14 protein-coding genes and 1 tRNA gene are annotated in these 14,714 nt (G+C 68.4%); 8 read left to right on the top strand and 7 right to left on the bottom strand.

Annotated elements, in window-relative coordinates:
* Positions 1-114: 114 nt before the first annotated feature.
* Complete coding sequence (locus FB475_RS16675) at positions 115-1,326, top strand: IS481 family transposase (protein ID WP_141857018.1); 1,212 nt, start codon at positions 115-117, stop codon at positions 1,324-1,326.
* Between the two features lie 153 nt (positions 1,327-1,479).
* The gene (locus FB475_RS16670) at positions 1,480-2,691 is read left to right on the top strand and encodes an IS481 family transposase (RefSeq protein WP_141857018.1); all 1,212 of its coding nucleotides are present in this window, start codon (positions 1,480-1,482) and stop codon (positions 2,689-2,691) included.
* 51 nt (positions 2,692-2,742) lie between these two features.
* Here FB475_RS16670 and FB475_RS16665 read toward each other — a convergent pair.
* Positions 2,743-2,831, bottom strand: a tRNA-Ser gene (locus FB475_RS16665).
* Between the two features lie 118 nt (positions 2,832-2,949).
* On the opposite strand from FB475_RS16665, the gene FB475_RS16660 reads away from it, so the two are divergent.
* Both FB475_RS16660 and FB475_RS16655 read left to right on the top strand, forming a co-directional pair.
* Positions 2,950-4,188 carry an MFS transporter gene (locus tag FB475_RS16660; RefSeq protein ID WP_141857016.1) on the top strand — a complete coding sequence of 413 codons (1,239 nt, stop codon included), beginning with the start codon at positions 2,950-2,952 and terminating at the stop codon, positions 4,186-4,188.
* A gap of 75 nt (positions 4,189-4,263) precedes the next feature.
* Positions 4,264-5,481: an MFS transporter gene (locus tag FB475_RS16655; RefSeq protein WP_141857014.1), complete on the top strand. Its 1,218-nt coding sequence runs from the start codon at positions 4,264-4,266 to the stop codon at positions 5,479-5,481.
* A gap of 271 nt (positions 5,482-5,752) precedes the next feature.
* Here the strand turns inward: FB475_RS16655 and FB475_RS16650 are convergent, their stop codons facing one another.
* Complete coding sequence (locus FB475_RS16650; RefSeq protein WP_202878350.1) at positions 5,753-6,415, bottom strand: TetR/AcrR family transcriptional regulator; 663 nt, start codon at positions 6,413-6,415, stop codon at positions 5,753-5,755.
* An 88-nt stretch (positions 6,416-6,503) separates the two neighbouring features.
* On the opposite strand from FB475_RS16650, the gene FB475_RS16645 reads away from it, so the two are divergent.
* The 4 genes from FB475_RS16645 (at position 6,504) to FB475_RS16630 (ending at position 9,282) form a co-directional block, all read left to right on the top strand.
* The gene (locus FB475_RS16645; RefSeq protein ID WP_141857012.1) at positions 6,504-7,337 is read left to right on the top strand and encodes a short-chain dehydrogenase/reductase; all 834 of its coding nucleotides are present in this window, start codon (positions 6,504-6,506) and stop codon (positions 7,335-7,337) included.
* On the top strand, positions 7,279-8,241 hold the full coding sequence (locus FB475_RS16640; protein WP_337678207.1) for an alpha/beta hydrolase: 963 nt from the start codon (positions 7,279-7,281) through the stop codon (positions 8,239-8,241). The genes FB475_RS16645 and FB475_RS16640 overlap by 59 nt, the downstream gene beginning before the upstream one ends.
* A gap of 64 nt (positions 8,242-8,305) precedes the next feature.
* A complete protein-coding gene (locus FB475_RS16635) occupies positions 8,306-8,506 on the top strand; it encodes a hypothetical protein (protein WP_141857007.1) in 201 nt (66 codons plus the stop codon).
* Between the two features lie 209 nt (positions 8,507-8,715).
* Positions 8,716-9,282 (top strand): gamma carbonic anhydrase family protein, encoded by a 567-nt coding sequence (locus FB475_RS16630; RefSeq protein WP_238332185.1) that lies wholly within the window; start codon positions 8,716-8,718, stop codon positions 9,280-9,282.
* On the opposite strand, the gene FB475_RS37610 is transcribed toward FB475_RS16630, so the two are convergent.
* The 5 genes from FB475_RS37610 to FB475_RS16595 form a co-directional block, all read right to left on the bottom strand.
* A complete protein-coding gene (locus FB475_RS37610; protein WP_337678206.1) occupies positions 9,254-10,561 on the bottom strand; it encodes a sucrase ferredoxin in 1,308 nt (435 codons plus the stop codon). The two genes, FB475_RS16630 and FB475_RS37610, sit on opposite strands and share 29 nt — an antisense overlap.
* 214 nt (positions 10,562-10,775) lie before the next feature.
* Positions 10,776-12,059 carry a cupin domain-containing protein gene (locus FB475_RS16615; protein ID WP_238332184.1) on the bottom strand — a complete coding sequence of 428 codons (1,284 nt, stop codon included), beginning with the start codon at positions 12,057-12,059 and terminating at the stop codon, positions 10,776-10,778.
* Positions 12,056-12,724 (bottom strand): hypothetical protein, encoded by a 669-nt coding sequence (locus FB475_RS36795; protein WP_185759274.1) that lies wholly within the window; start codon positions 12,722-12,724, stop codon positions 12,056-12,058. Before FB475_RS36795 ends, FB475_RS16615 begins: the two co-directional genes overlap by 4 nt.
* A 103-nt stretch (positions 12,725-12,827) precedes the next feature.
* Positions 12,828-13,865 carry an Rv2231c family histidinol phosphate aminotransferase CobC gene (cobC, locus tag FB475_RS16600; RefSeq protein WP_141857003.1) on the bottom strand — a complete coding sequence of 346 codons (1,038 nt, stop codon included), beginning with the start codon at positions 13,863-13,865 and terminating at the stop codon, positions 12,828-12,830.
* A gap of 55 nt (positions 13,866-13,920) precedes the next feature.
* A complete protein-coding gene (locus FB475_RS16595) occupies positions 13,921-14,712 on the bottom strand; it encodes a carbon-nitrogen hydrolase family protein (RefSeq protein ID WP_141856998.1) in 792 nt (263 codons plus the stop codon).
* Between the last annotated feature and the right edge of the window lie 2 nt (positions 14,713-14,714).

Here is a 14,714-nt window from a genome sequence, read left to right as displayed (position 1 = left end):
GACATCACAGAGCGGAGGGCGTGGTGTTGTGGTTCAACACATCCCGGACGGGTGTCTCACGACATACCGGACTGGTGTCTCAGGTGATGCCGGACGGGGTGTTGGTGTTCGGACATGTCGAAGGCCCGGTTGGTGATCACGGCTGTGGTGGTGGAGAAGCGGCCGGTGGCTGAGGTGGTCGCGCAGTACGGTGTGGCGCGGTCGTGGGTGTATGAGTTGCTGGCGCGGTGGCGCCTGGAGGGGGAGGCGGCGTTCGAGCCGCGGTCGCGGCGGCCGAAGACCTCGCCCCAGGCGACGCCGGCCGCGGCGGTCGAGGTGGTGCTCGAGCTGCGTAAACGGCTGACCGAGCAGGGCCTGGACGCGGGCGCGGACACGCTGGGCTGGCATCTGCAACACCATCACGGGATCAGGTTGTCGCGGGCGACGATCCACCGGATCCTCACCCGCGCCGGCGCCGTGACACCGGAGCCGGGCAAGCGGCCCAGGGCGTCGTACCTGCGGTTCGCCGCTGAGCAGCCGAACGAGTGCTGGCAGTCCGACTTCACCCACTACCGCCTCACCCGCCTCGACGGGTCACCCGGCAGAGACGTCGAAGTGATCACCTGGCTCGACGATCACTCGCGCTACGCGTTGAGCGTGACCGCGCACCCCCGGATCACCGGGCCGATCGTGACCACCACGTTCCGCGAAACCGTTGCAGAACACGGCATCCCGGCCTCGACGTTGACCGACAACGGGATGGTCTACACCACCCGGCTGTCGGGCGGAAAGGGCGGCCGCAACGGCCTGGAGACCGAACTACGCCGCCTCAACATCACCCAGAAGAACTCCCGCCCGAACCACCCGACCACCTGCGGCAAGGTGGAGCGGTTCCAGCAAACCCTGAAGAAGTGGCTGCGCGCCCAGCCGGTCCAGCCGGTCACGATTGCTGAGCTCCAGGTCCTGCTCGACGTCTTCGCCGACGAATACAACCACCGCCGCCCGCACCGCTCCCTGCCGCACCGAGCCACCCCCGCGACCGTCTACACCGCCCGCCCGAAAGCCACCCCCAGCCACGACCGGGCCGGCGAGGTCCACCACCGGGTCCGCACCGACCGCATCGACGACACCGGCGTCGTCACGCTCAGGGTCAACGGCCGACTCCACCACATCGGCATCGGACGAACCCACGCCCGAACCCACGTCCTGCTCCTCGTCCACGACCTGCACATCAGAGTCGTCGACGCCGCCACCGGCGAACTCCTCCGCGAACTGGTCCTCGACCCCACCAAGGACTACCAGCCCACCGGCAGACCACCCGGACCCACCCCCAAACAAAACAGGTGAACCCACGAAACGTGGGTTCACCTGTCCGGGATGTCCTGAGACATCACAGAGCGGAGGGCGTGGTGTTGTGGTTCAACACATCCCGGACGGGTGTCTCACGACATACCGGACTGGTGTCTCAGGTGATGCCGGACGGGGTGTTGGTGTTCGGACATGTCGAAGGCCCGGTTGGTGATCACGGCTGTGGTGGTGGAGAAGCGGCCGGTGGCTGAGGTGGTCGCGCAGTACGGTGTGGCGCGGTCGTGGGTGTATGAGTTGCTGGCGCGGTGGCGCCTGGAGGGGGAGGCGGCGTTCGAGCCGCGGTCGCGGCGGCCGAAGACCTCGCCCCAGGCGACGCCGGCCGCGGCGGTCGAGGTGGTGCTCGAGCTGCGTAAACGGCTGACCGAGCAGGGCCTGGACGCGGGCGCGGACACGCTGGGCTGGCATCTGCAACACCATCACGGGATCAGGTTGTCGCGGGCGACGATCCACCGGATCCTCACCCGCGCCGGCGCCGTGACACCGGAGCCGGGCAAGCGGCCCAGGGCGTCGTACCTGCGGTTCGCCGCTGAGCAGCCGAACGAGTGCTGGCAGTCCGACTTCACCCACTACCGCCTCACCCGCCTCGACGGGTCACCCGGCAGAGACGTCGAAGTGATCACCTGGCTCGACGATCACTCGCGCTACGCGTTGAGCGTGACCGCGCACCCCCGGATCACCGGGCCGATCGTGACCACCACGTTCCGCGAAACCGTTGCAGAACACGGCATCCCGGCCTCGACGTTGACCGACAACGGGATGGTCTACACCACCCGGCTGTCGGGCGGAAAGGGCGGCCGCAACGGCCTGGAGACCGAACTACGCCGCCTCAACATCACCCAGAAGAACTCCCGCCCGAACCACCCGACCACCTGCGGCAAGGTGGAGCGGTTCCAGCAAACCCTGAAGAAGTGGCTGCGCGCCCAGCCGGTCCAGCCGGTCACGATTGCTGAGCTCCAGGTCCTGCTCGACGTCTTCGCCGACGAATACAACCACCGCCGCCCGCACCGCTCCCTGCCGCACCGAGCCACCCCCGCGACCGTCTACACCGCCCGCCCGAAAGCCACCCCCAGCCACGACCGGGCCGGCGAGGTCCACCACCGGGTCCGCACCGACCGCATCGACGACACCGGCGTCGTCACGCTCAGGGTCAACGGCCGACTCCACCACATCGGCATCGGACGAACCCACGCCCGAACCCACGTCCTGCTCCTCGTCCACGACCTGCACATCAGAGTCGTCGACGCCGCCACCGGCGAACTCCTCCGCGAACTGGTCCTCGACCCCACCAAGGACTACCAGCCCACCGGCAGACCACCCGGACCCACCCCCAAACAAAACAGGTGAACCCACGAAACGTGGGTTCACCTGTCCGGGATGTCCTGAGACATCACAGAGCGGAGGGCGTGGGATTCGAACCCACGATGACGGTCACCCGCCATACCGGTTTTCAAGACCAGCGCACTCGGCCACTATGCGAGCCCTCCTGGCGGTTGCCGCCGAAGGTTGAGGATAGCGCAGGTGGGGTGGGGAGAAACGGAGTGCGGGGGCGGCATGCGGCCGGTACGGTGTGCGCAGCGGCGGAGGCGTCCCTCAGGAGTACACATGCGTTCCCTTGGTGCGTACGTCGTGCCGTCCGAGCTCGGGCGTGACTTCCGGAAGATCTTTCCGGCCTCGATTATCTCGAACCTCGGCGACGGCGCGATGCTCGCCGCCGGGCCGCTGCTCGTCGCCTCGATCACCACCCAGCCGGCGGCCGTCGGTGCTGCCGCGTTCGTCCAGCAACTGCCCTGGCTGCTGTTCGCGTTGTTCAGTGGCGTACTGGTCGACCGCCTCGACCGGCGCGTGATGATCGTTGCCGCTGACACCTTTCGCGCCTTGGTACTCGCCGCGCTCGGCGCCGCTGTACTCCTGCACACTGCACCTCTTTGGGCGGTGTACGCCGCACTGTTCTTGCTAGGTACCGCGGAAACCCTTGCAGACAACGCATCCGGCGCACTGCTCGTCAGCGCCGTACCGAAAGAGCACCTCGGCAAGGCGAACGCCCGGTTGTTCGCCAGCGGCACGGTGCTTCAGCAGCTTGGAGGGCCTCCACTGGGCGCGCTGCTGTTCGCTGCAGGCGCCGGTGTGCCGTTGGTGTTCGACGCGGTCACCTTCGCTGCAGCGGCCACGTTGATCGCACGGGTCGCCGTACGGCCGCCACTGCCTGACCCGTCTACTCGTGCAGCGCTGTGGAGCGAGGTACGTGACGGAGTCCGGTGGCTGTGGCAGCACGCCGGCGTTCGTACCTTGGCCCTGTCGATTCTGGTCATGAACATCACGTTCTGTGCTGCGTTCGCGACCTGGGTCCTGTTCGCGCGCGAGCGGCTCGGATTGACGGATACGCAGTTCGGGCTGCTCGTGGCAGTCGGTGCGGTCGGCGGGGTGCTCGGCATGCCGACGTACCACTTCCTCGAACCGCGCGTCGGTCCGGTGACTCTGCTCCGGGTCGGGCTGATCATCGAGACGACCGTCCACCTCATCCTGGCGCTCACGCGCAACCCGTGGGTCGCCGGCGCCACGATGGCTGTTTTCGGTGTTCACGCTGTCGTGTGGGGCATCGTCTCGACTACAACGCGTCAGCTGGTCACACCGGACAACTTGATGGGCAGGGTGAACAGCGTGTACCTGCTGGCTTCGGTCGGCGGTGCTGCGGTCGGCTCGGCCCTCGGAGGTGTACTGGCGCAACGGTTCGGACTGGCCGCGCCGTTCGCGATCGCCTTCGCGGCGATGGTGGTGACGACCGCGGTCGCCTGGCGTCCGCTGCGAAACGTCGGAGTACGACGGGTACCCGCAGCGGACTGAAATCGGTTGGAATGGGCCGGCGAGCGCTTGCTAGGGTTCGCCAGCCGCCGAGAAGACCGATAGGAGAGCTCCGCCATGCCCGCAGCCGCCTCGCTCGGTCTGCCGAACGTCCGCGGCCGGGTACCGCTGCTGGCCGGGCTGGCGATCGACTCGTTCGGTGGTGGCTGCGCCGGTCCGCTCCTGCTGCTGTACTTCAACAAGGTCGCGCAGATCCCGCTCGGGACCGCTGGCCTGATCCTGACCGTCGCGACGCTGTTCTCGATCGCGGCGCCGGCCGGTGTCGGCGTGATCATCGATCGGGTCGGCCCGCGGAACATCGTGGTGGCCGCCCAGTTCGCCCAGGGCCTGGCGTTCACGGGCTTCTTCCTCGGGCGGTCGGAGTGGCTGTTGTTCCTGTGCGCGCTGGTGATGTCCACCGGTCAGCGCGTGTTCTGGTCGGCGATCTTCAGTCTGCTCGCGGACGTCGCGGACGAGGGCGAGCGGGACAAGTGGTTCGGGCTCGGCGGGATGATGCAAGCCGGTGGCCTGGCTCTCGGTGCACTGGCCGCCGGTTGGCTGCTGGCGATCGGCGGCAACGAACCGTTCCTGATCGCGATGGCTGTGAACGCGGTGTCGTTCTACGTCGCCGGGCTTCTGCTCCTGCGACTGCACCCGTCGCATCACGAGCGGACGAATCAGGAGAGCGGACCGGCTCCGCTGCTGCGCAAGGACCGTACGTTCCTGGTACTGATCGGCGCCAACACCTTGCTGGCGCTCTGCACGATGATGCTCGGCGTCGGTCTGCCGGTCTACGTGACCGAGGCGCTCACGGTGCCCAAGTGGCTGGTCGGTGTACTCATCGCGGCAACGTCTGTCGTACTGGCGACCGGCCAGACGCTCGTCGTACGGCACACCGAACAGAGGCGCCGTACGAACGTCATGGTGGTCGCAGGCATCACCTATGCAGCCTGGGCGTTGCTGATGGCGCTGCAGATCCACATCCCGGGCGGGTGGGTCGTGCCGGTGCTGGTGCTGGCTACAGCTTGCTTCGCGTTCGCCGACGTACTGCATGCGGCGACCAACAACGCCCTGTCCGCGGCGATTTCGCCGGCGGTCGGGCGGGGGAAGTACCTGTCCTACTGGCAGTACTCGTTCACCTTCTCGAGCGTGCTCGCGCCGGGGTTCTTCACGCAGCTCTTCGAGGTGCATCACGAGCTGCCGTGGGTCGTCCTCGCCGTACTGGCGCTGGTCGCGAGTCTGACGATCTACGTGCTGGCCCGGGTCGCTCCACGGCTGAGTTCCGAGCGGATCTGAGCGTCGGTCGCTGACCTGTCAGGATGTCATGTCGCAGGACATCGGTGACAGTTCTGCGTCAGGACATCAGTGACAGTTTCGGGCGTCGTGGTGGTGACACTCCTGCGCGGCGGCGGGCCGCGCAATCCCAAGGAGTTGTGCGCGTCGTTTGATGACCGAGTTCGGTTGCCGAATCCTCGCCGGCGCTCGACGAGATGGCATCCACGGCGCACAACGTGGCGCACACGCTCTGTGCGCTACGCGCGAGGTGCGAGGTACGAGGGCCTGGTTGTCATGGTCGGCGCAGCCCTTCCAAAACGAGACTGGCGAATGACGTCAACATGCTGTCCATCTGAGGCTCGGGGACGCGCAGGGCGCCCGGGCGCCACGCCATGGCCAGGATGCCGTTGATCGCTGCAGTCAGGGTCACAGCGACCTCGTCAGGATCGAGGTCGCGACGAAACACCCCGTTGTCGACACCTTCCCGGATCGTGGCCGCCAGCTTTGTGCTCTGCATCGCGTAGAGCTCGGCAAGCCGTTCGGCCGCCTCGGGCTCGTCCGCGGGCTCGACGAGGATGCGGAACTCATGCGGGCGTTCGCGGGCGAACCGAGCCCATGTGCCGGCGACCAGCCGGATCCGCGCTTCGGGCAGGCCTTCGGATGCGTACGCGGCGTCCATGTACCCGCGGCTTTCCTCCATGGCCTGCTCCGCCACCGCTACGAGGAGCGCCGACCGGTTCCCCACTCGGTTGTAGATGGTCTGGACCGCAACGTCCGCGCGCTCGGCCACCGCCTCCAGCGTCAGGGCGTCGATGCCCTGGGTGGCGACGATCTCCCGCGCCGCATCGACGACGGAGCGCCGGTTCGCTGCTGCTCGCCGCTGGGTCCGCGTCAGAGCCGGAACCGCGTCACCGGCGATCGGGGGGTCGGCCGGGTCTACAGCGTCCAGGGTCACGGCGGGATGGTAGCAGCTACAAATTTGGATCCTCTTCCATCTTTGGGATTGATCCCATACTCTGCTGGCAACCCACCGGAGGAACCCCATGCCCACCCTCAAGCTCGCAGGCGCCACCGTCCTCCTGACCGGCGCAGCGTCCGGCATCGGCGCAGCGACGGCTCGAGCCCTCATCGCGGCGGGCGCCAACGTTGCGCTCGTCGACCTCCGCCAGGAAGCCGTTGATGCTCTCGCTGCAGAGCTCGGCTCCCGAGCGTTCCCGGTGGCGGTCGACGTCACGGACCTTGCCGCCATGGAGACAGTGGTGGACAAGGTCGTGGCACGGTTCGGTGCGCTCGATGTGTGCTTCGCGAATGCGGGCATCGCAGCAAAGAAGCCTGCCACGATCAAGAGCAGCAGCGTGGAGGAGTTCGAACGCATCGTCGAGGTGGATCTGCTCGGCGTGTGGCGCACCGTGCGCGCGTGCCTACCCGCCGTCACCGCAGCCCGGGGCCACATCCTCATGACGGCTTCGGTGTACGCGTTCTACAACGGGATCGGGAACGCTCCCTACGCAGCATCCAAGGCTGGCGTCGAGGCCTTCGGCCGTTCGCTGCGCGGCGAGCTCGCCGGCACCGGCGCCACCGCCGGCGTGCTGTTCCCCGGTTGGGTCGACACGCCCATCATTCGCGCATCCCACGATGACGAGGTCACCAAGGAGCTCATTCGCCTCGGCAACCCAGGAATCCTCGGCAGGCCTGTCTCGCCTGACCTGATCGCAGCGGCCGCCGTTCGTGGCATCGAGAAGCGCAGCCCCCGAGTCATCGCACCGCGCGTATGGGTTCCGTTCTTCGTCGCGCGCGGCGCATTCGGCATCGCCTCCGATGCACTCATCGACCGTCACAAGCGGATGCAGAGCCTGCTCCGCCGGATCGACGGCTGACCAACGCCCCATCCCCAGAAGGAAGAGCACCATGACCTGTCAGGACATCTCCTTCACATCCGGCGACGCCCGCTGCGCCGGATGGTTCTACCCAGCCGGACCCGACCCCAGGCCAGCGGTCGTCATGGCCCATGGGCTCGCGGGCATCAAGGAGATGCGCCTGGACGCGTACGCCGAGCGCTTCGCCGCAGCCGGCTACCACGTTCTGATCTTCGACTACCGCCACTTCGGGGCCAGCGAAGGGCAGCCACGACAGTTGCTCAGCATCCGCCGACAGCACCAGGACTGGGCCGCGGCCGTCGCCTACACGCGCTCGCGCCCCGAGGTCGACCCGACCCGGATCGTGCTGTGGGGCTCCTCCCTCTCGGGCGGACACGTCCTGTCCATCGCAGCGGAGCTGTCGGCGGCCGCCGTCATCGCGCAGGTCCCCCACACCCACGGTCCGGCATCCGTCCTCGCGCTCGGGCCGCGGCAGGCGACCCGCCTGACGGGCCACGGCCTCCTCGACATCGCCAGGGCGACCGTCGGCGCCGCCCCGCACTACGTGCCGGCGTCCGGACCGCCGGGGTCTCTGGCGCTCATGACCGCCCCGGAAGCCGCCGGCTACCTCTCGCTCGTCCCCGCGGGACAGGCATTCGACCAGCGTGTCGCAGGCCGCTTCGCGCTCGCGATCCCGCTCTATTCCCCCGCCCGTGCGCTAAGGAACCTGACGATGCCGACACTCGTCCAGGTCGGCAGCCGCGACGAGACCACACCGCCGGGGCCCGCCATCCGGGCCGCCGGCAAGAACCCGCGGGTCACGCTCTCCACTCACGAAACAGGGCACTTCGAGCCCTACTCAGGCGAGCTGTTCGAGGCATTCGTCACCGAGCAGATCGACTTCCTCCAGCACGCGCTCGCCTGACCGCCCAGCAACCTCTGGCGCCGCGACGAACAAACTCGAAGGAGAGCGCCATATCCCCCCTATCGTGATCACCGGTGCCGGCGCCGGCACCGGAGCAGAGGCCGCGCGCCAGCTCGCCCGCGAGTGCTGGACGATCTGCGCGACCGACATCAACCCGACCGCCCTCGCCACGCTCAGAGAAGAGCTCAGCGAGGACCGTCACTGTCCAGAGACATCACACCTGACGTGTCAGGATGCGTTGCTTCTGATCGAACATCTGTTCTAATGTTGGCTCAGTTCGCGGTTCTCCACCCGGATTGTCCGACGGACCGAGCCTCCCACCTCGACGTGGACGGCCCGGAGGACACCGCCGCCCGGGACTGTGAGGACCCGGGCTGTGGAGAGTCCGCATCACCGGTCGGGTACACCTTCGAGGAGGTCAATCTAGGAGAGGACACCGACAATGCTGATGGAACACCGCGGCCGTCGACGGTCGTGCCCGCATCCGCGTACGTCGCCCCATCGGCTGTGCTCTGCGGCGCCGTCGTCCTCGGCGAAGGCAGCAGGGTCCTGCACGGTGCGGTGCTGACCGCGGAGAACGGCGAGGTCCGGCTCGGCGAGAACAGCGTGGTGATGGAGAACGCCCTGGTGCGCGGGCGGGCGGCCCATCCCGCGGTGATCGGTGACGCGGTCCTGGTAGGTCCCCATGCACACGTGAACGGCGCCACGGTCGAGGACGAGGTCTTCATCGCCACGGGCGCCGCGTTGTTCCCCGGTTCCGTCGCCGGTGCAGGCGCCGAGCTGCGGATCAACAGCGTGCTGCACGTGAACTCGCGACTGACGGCCGGCACGGTCCTCCCGATCGGATGGATCGCCGCCGGCGACCCCGCACAGCTCTTCTCCCCGGACCGGCACGAGGAGCTGTGGCAGGTCCAGCGTGAATTGGACTTCCCCGGCACGGTGTACGGCGTGCCTCGCGGTACGTCGATGCGCGACATCATGGCGCGCCAGTCCGAGTACTACGGCGCACACGTCACGGATCGGGAGGTGGATCGAGGCTGAGGTGGTGGAGTTCGAACCGGCGGATCTGCGCAGGAGAGGAACCTGCACAGGTCAGGCGGGCGTCGACGGTGTCGAGGTGAGCTGAGACCTCGACGGTCAGTGGGCCGTTGGTGGATGCGAGGAGGATCCGCCAGCGGTTGTCCGAGAGTGCTTCGACGGACCGCGGCCGAAGGTTGCCTACAGCAAGCGAATGCCCGGCGGCCCGAGCGAAGTCCTGCGCGGCCTGCACCGGCGGCACGAACGCACCCGATCCACGGAGGAGCTCGGGTACGACCTCACGCTCGTCATACCGCCGCGCCACTTCCAGAGCCCGCGCAGGCGACACATGCCCGTAGAACAAGCTGTGCGGCAACACCACCACGTTCGCCGCAAACCGATCCCCACCGATATGACTACACTCCCAAGTCCGCTCCGGATAAACCGAAGCCAACGCCCCCGCCACAGGCCGCCCCCACACAGCACAACAAGCATCATGCCGCCCATGCCTGCAAACGAGATACACAGGCTCACCACTCCACGCCCCAACCCCGGCCCCCGCCTGCCCCGCATCTGCTCGTGCCCCCGCAGCCAGCCCCGCCGCTTCCCCTGCCGCCACGCGCTCCCCCACCCCTTCGCCGGCTCCCGCAGGCGGGCCCACCACTTCCCCTGCCGCTGAAGGCCGGTCCGCCTCCGCACCGGCCGATGCCGCAGCCGTCGTCGCCGCCGACCCAGCACCCACACGAGGCTCCGCCGCTAGCACCCGCTCCCCGCGCGGGTCCGCCGCTTCTCCTGCACCGGCAGGTCGGTCCGCCAGCTCCCCGGCCGATGCGGGAGGCGTCTCCACCGCGGACCCACCTCTCATGCGCGGCTCCGCTGCAGTCCTCGCGCGATGCTCGGACGCTGCCCCCGGCTGCAGGCGTTGCTCAGCCGCCATTCTGTCTTGTGCGTGGATGTTGTTGAGGATTTGTAGTAGGTGTTCGTCTGTTGGGAGGTCGCCCCAGTGGATGGACTCCTGGGTGGGGCGGGAGTCGACTAGGGCCCAGCGGCGGGGTTGGGTTTGGTCGGTTCGGCCGTGGCGGCGGATGAGTACCGGGCGGATGCCTAGGGACCTGCAGCGGCGGGCTACTTCGTCGCCTAGCCAGGGGCTGGGTTGGAGGGAGGTGAGGGCCTGGCGGGGCCACGGGACGCGGGATTCGATCAGGAGCCAACGCTCGGCGGGCGGCGCGGTTGCGGTCAGGAGGTCGTGGCGGCGGTCGGCCTGGGCTGCGCAGCCGGTTTCGGGCCGGTACCTGATGTCCACAACACCTCAGCTTCAACTAACAATCGGCAAACGACACCTCAACCTCAACCACCAACCGCCACACCACACCTCAACCTCAACCGCCAAAACTCCAACCTCAGCTTCAACCCACAAACCGTCACGCGACACCCTCGCTTCAACCGCCAACCGCGACAGCACACCTCAGCTTCAAGTAGCAACCGTTGGACGACGCCTCAGCTTTAGCTGACGGGCGTCACTGGGTGGTGGCGACTACGACGGCTTCCGTTAGGAGGCGGCGTACCAGGACCAGTTGGTCGGCGTCGTCCAGGTCGGGCAGGTTGCCGACCTTGCAGTCGGCGCCGGAGGTGAGGTCGGCGAGGGCCGCCGCTGTGCTCGGCGGGAACGTGATCGTTCGATCGGGTAGTTGCAGTACGAGCGGATCGCCGGGGACGAGCCGGCAGCGGAGGCCGGCGCGGAGGCGGACCGTCGTACCCACCGCCAGGGATGCGATCGACGCCGCGTGCGCGAGCGGCGGCAGCGGGGCCGGGCGGTTGCTCGACCACGTACGGCGACGCAGCCGGTCGGCCAGCGCGTCCGGCGTCGCGGTGTGGAGCTCTTGAGTGAAGAGCTCGATCACCTCAGGCAGTACCTGCGCCAATTGCTCCGGATCACCAGGGTCGAAGCCGAGCGGCAACGCAGTACGGAGTGACGCCTGGTTCGCCGCGAGCGCGGCCAACTCCTGGACGAGCAGGTACCGCGTGAGAGTGTGCAGCCCCACCGTCAGATGCGCGCTCACTCCACCCAGTGCTTTGGCCGAGTGCAGGAAACCCCGTGGCACGTAGAGCGCGTCGCCAGGCCGCAGCACCTCGTCGATCACCGGGGCCTTGTCCCGTGCAGCCGCCTCGACGGCGCGGGCGTGGTCGGTCCACGGCTGGTTGCGTAGCGGGCCGGCGAACACAGGCTCGTGCACCGTCCAGTGCTTCTCGCCCGCGACTTGCAGAACGAACACGTCGTGTACGTCGTAGTGCGCGGAGAACCCCTGCGACTCGGCAGGGGTGATGTAGGCGTTGATCTGTACAGGGTGACCCGCATCGACGGCCAGCTGAGTCGAGAAGTCGACCAGCGCCGGCCAGGTCCGGTGGAGCGCCTGTAGTACGACCGTGTGCCCGCCGGCGAACAGCGCGGCCACCTTGTCGTCCCGCACCTGGTCGGCGATCTCCGCGCCGGCACCAGCCGGTCCCGTGAACTGGTTGTCGCCGACCACGGCACCGTTCTTGGCGATCCGCAGGAACGGCGTACGCAGACCGCGGCGGGACAACAGCTCGTCCACGGCGTCGAGACTGAACAGGTCGTCGTACGGCGCAGGCAGGTCGGGGCCGTGCGACAGCACGGCGCGCGAGCCCCAGTACGACCTGGCGAACTCGTCCAGATCGCCTGCTACACAGCGCCGGAGTGCCGGGCGTTCGTCCCGCAGTGACCCGTCGCCGTCAGGCCGCGGGTGCTGGGGGAAAGGCCCGGCCTCCGGCACAGTACTCACCAGCTTCCGGAGTTCCCGCCGGCGCCACCGTCCGCGCCACCGTCGGCACCACCGTCCTGACCACCCTGGTTGGCGCCACCGTCAGCAAGCCCTTCACCACCGGAGTCACCGGAGCCGCCCCCGTACCCGGAACCGCCCGCGCCGCCATCGGCACCGCCGTCCTGACCACCCTGAGTGGCGCCGCCGTCGGCAAGCCCTTCACCGCCGGAGTCACCCGAGCCACCGCCGTACCCAGAGCCGCCGGACTCACCGGAGCCGCCGCCGTACCCCGAGCCACCCGAGTCACCGCCGGCACCACCATCGGCACCGCCGTCCTGACCACCCGACGCAGCACCGCCATCAGCGGGGCCTTCGCCGTACCCGCCGCCGGAGCCGGAGCCTTCCTCGGAACCCGAGTCCCCACCGGACCCGTAGCCCGCGCCACCATCGGCACCGCCGTCAGCCCCACCGTCCGAGGAACCGCTCTCGGAGGATCCGCCGCCGTAGCCGCCCGAGTCTCCGTCAGTGCCGCCGCCGGGAGCAGCCGACTCGCCTCCGCCCGAGCCGCCGTAACCGCCGGCACCACCGTCCGCACCACCGTCGTGGCCGCCCTGGTTGGCGCCGCCGTCGGCGAGGCCTTCGCCACCTCCGGTCGAGGTGTTCATGTCGTCGTCGTTGAGACCCATCGTGCTACTCCCTTCGCGAACGGCCAGAAGTTGCCCCGAGACAATCCATGGGCACCTGGCCATCTTGTGCGCAAAGTGCAGCTCAGCTAAACCCCCTGGCGCGTTACAGCGCCAACTCGATTACATCGGACAGCACCTTCACAAACCCGTCGGTGACATCGAAAGGCCGTACGGCGATCCGCAACCAGTCCGGCCCCAGCCCCGGGAACGTGTCCCCCCGCCGGACCGCAAACCCCTTCAAACGAAGGGATTCCCGCACCTGCACTGCCCCCGGAACCTGCACCAGCACGAACGGCGCCCGGGCCACGCCGCACGTCGAGACGCCCTGCACAGCACCCAGACTGTCAAGCAAATGGACACGTTGCCGCTCGATGTCGAGCGCTGCCTGCGCGGCCTCCTCGACCGCACGCTCGTTGCTGCAGGCAATTGCCGCCGCGAGTGCAGGAGTGGACACCGGCCAGTGCGGTTGGACTGCGGCCAACTGCTCGATCAGGCTCGCCCCGGCAAGCACGTACCCGACCCGCAGCCCGGCCAGCCCCCACGTCTTCGTCAGGCTCCGGATCACCACCAGTCCCGGAATCGACGCGCCGGCCAGCGACTCCGGCTCACCCGGTACGGCGTCCATGAACGCCTCGTCGACGACCAGGAGCCGATCCGGCCGCGCGAGTTCCCGCAGGTCGTCGGCGCGGTGCAGCACCGAGGTCGGGTTGGTCGGATTCCCGATGACGACGAGGTCCGCGTCGTGCGGTACGGCGGCCGGATCCAGGACGAACCCGTCCTCGGGCCGCAGGATCACCCGGTCGACCAGGTGCCCGGCCGAACGCAGCGCCGCCTCCGGCTCGGTGAACTGGGGATGGACCACCACCGGATGCCGCGGCCGGAACGCCCGCGCGATCAGTACGAACGCCTCCGCGGCACCCGCGGTGAGCAGTACGCGGTCGGGAGCGACCCCGTGCCGGGTGGCGACGGCTCCGATCGCGGCGTCCGCACGTGGGTACGCGGCCAGGTCGGTCAGGCTCGCGGTGATCGCGTGGAGCAACCACGGCGGCGGGGTGTCCGCGCGGACATTGACGGCGAGGTCGACCAACCCCTCACCGACCTCGAGATCGCCGTGATGCTCCAGATCAAACCCATCCAGCACGCTCTGGAGGTTAACGGGTCAGCGATTTTCAGGTACCAGTGAGTCCGCGCACTGGTCAGCGCGGCGTGACGGAGTACCGGCGGTTCTGCAGTGACGGGTTGCGCTTGCGTACGTCGGCCAGGCGCTCAGCGGAGACCTCCGCATACCCCGTTCCGTCCGACTCACCTACTGATGTCAGGGCGATGCCTTGCGGGTCGACGACCTGACTGAGGCCGCAGTACTTCTTGCCGTTCTGTGCGGCGGCTGCGACGTAGCAGGTGTTCTCGATCGCGCGTGCTGTGAGGAGAGTCGTCCAGTGGTGCTCCTTCAGCGGTCCGCGTACCCAGGCCGCCGGGACGACCAGGACCTCCGCGCCGGCGTCTACGAGCGCACGGGACAGCTCTGGGAAGCGCAGGTCGTAGCAGGTCATCAGGCCGAGCGTGTGGTCGCCTACCTGGATCACTACCGGTGCTACGTCGCCGGCAGTGAGCTGGTCGGACTCCTTGTACCCGAAGGCGTCGTACAGGTGGATCTTGCGATAGGCCCCGAGCAGTACGCCGTCTGCGCCGACCGCGAGGAGGGTGTTGTACGGGCGGCTCTGGTCGCAGCTGCGCTCGAACATGCCGGCCACGATCGCCACGCCGTGCTCGACCGCGGCCTTGCGCAGCGTTGCCACGAACTCTCCGTCCAACGGCTCGGCGGCCTCCGCGACCGACTCTCCGTCGACCGCGAAGTCGGACATCATCGCTTCCGGGAGTACGACGAGATCCGGGCGGCCTTGCGCCGCGTCCGCAACCAGACGCGTGACCAGGTCCCGGTTGGCCGCCTTGTCGTAACTGCTGGCGGTCTGCACCACGGCAATCCTCATCT

The sequence above is a fragment of the Kribbella jejuensis genome (assembly GCF_006715085.1).
GTDB classification, from domain to species: domain Bacteria; phylum Actinomycetota; class Actinomycetes; order Propionibacteriales; family Kribbellaceae; genus Kribbella; species Kribbella jejuensis.
This window is presented reverse-complemented; position numbering and strand designations above follow the sequence as displayed.

Coding starts and splice junctions, on each gene's coding strand:
- FB475_RS16675 (WP_141857018.1), top strand. CDS start 115: ATGTCGAAGGCCCGGTTGGTGATCACGGCTGTGGTGGTGGAGAAGCGG.
- FB475_RS16670 (WP_141857018.1), top strand. CDS start 1,480: ATGTCGAAGGCCCGGTTGGTGATCACGGCTGTGGTGGTGGAGAAGCGG.
- FB475_RS16660 (WP_141857016.1), top strand. CDS start 2,950: ATGCGTTCCCTTGGTGCGTACGTCGTGCCGTCCGAGCTCGGGCGTGAC.
- FB475_RS16655 (WP_141857014.1), top strand. CDS start 4,264: ATGCCCGCAGCCGCCTCGCTCGGTCTGCCGAACGTCCGCGGCCGGGTA.
- FB475_RS16645 (WP_141857012.1), top strand. CDS start 6,504: ATGCCCACCCTCAAGCTCGCAGGCGCCACCGTCCTCCTGACCGGCGCA.
- FB475_RS16640 (WP_337678207.1), top strand. CDS start 7,279: ATGCACTCATCGACCGTCACAAGCGGATGCAGAGCCTGCTCCGCCGGA.
- FB475_RS36795 (WP_185759274.1), bottom strand. CDS start 12,724: ATGGGTCTCAACGACGACGACATGAACACCTCGACCGGAGGTGGCGAA.
- FB475_RS16595 (WP_141856998.1), bottom strand. CDS start 14,712: ATGAGGATTGCCGTGGTGCAGACCGCCAGCAGTTACGACAAGGCGGCC.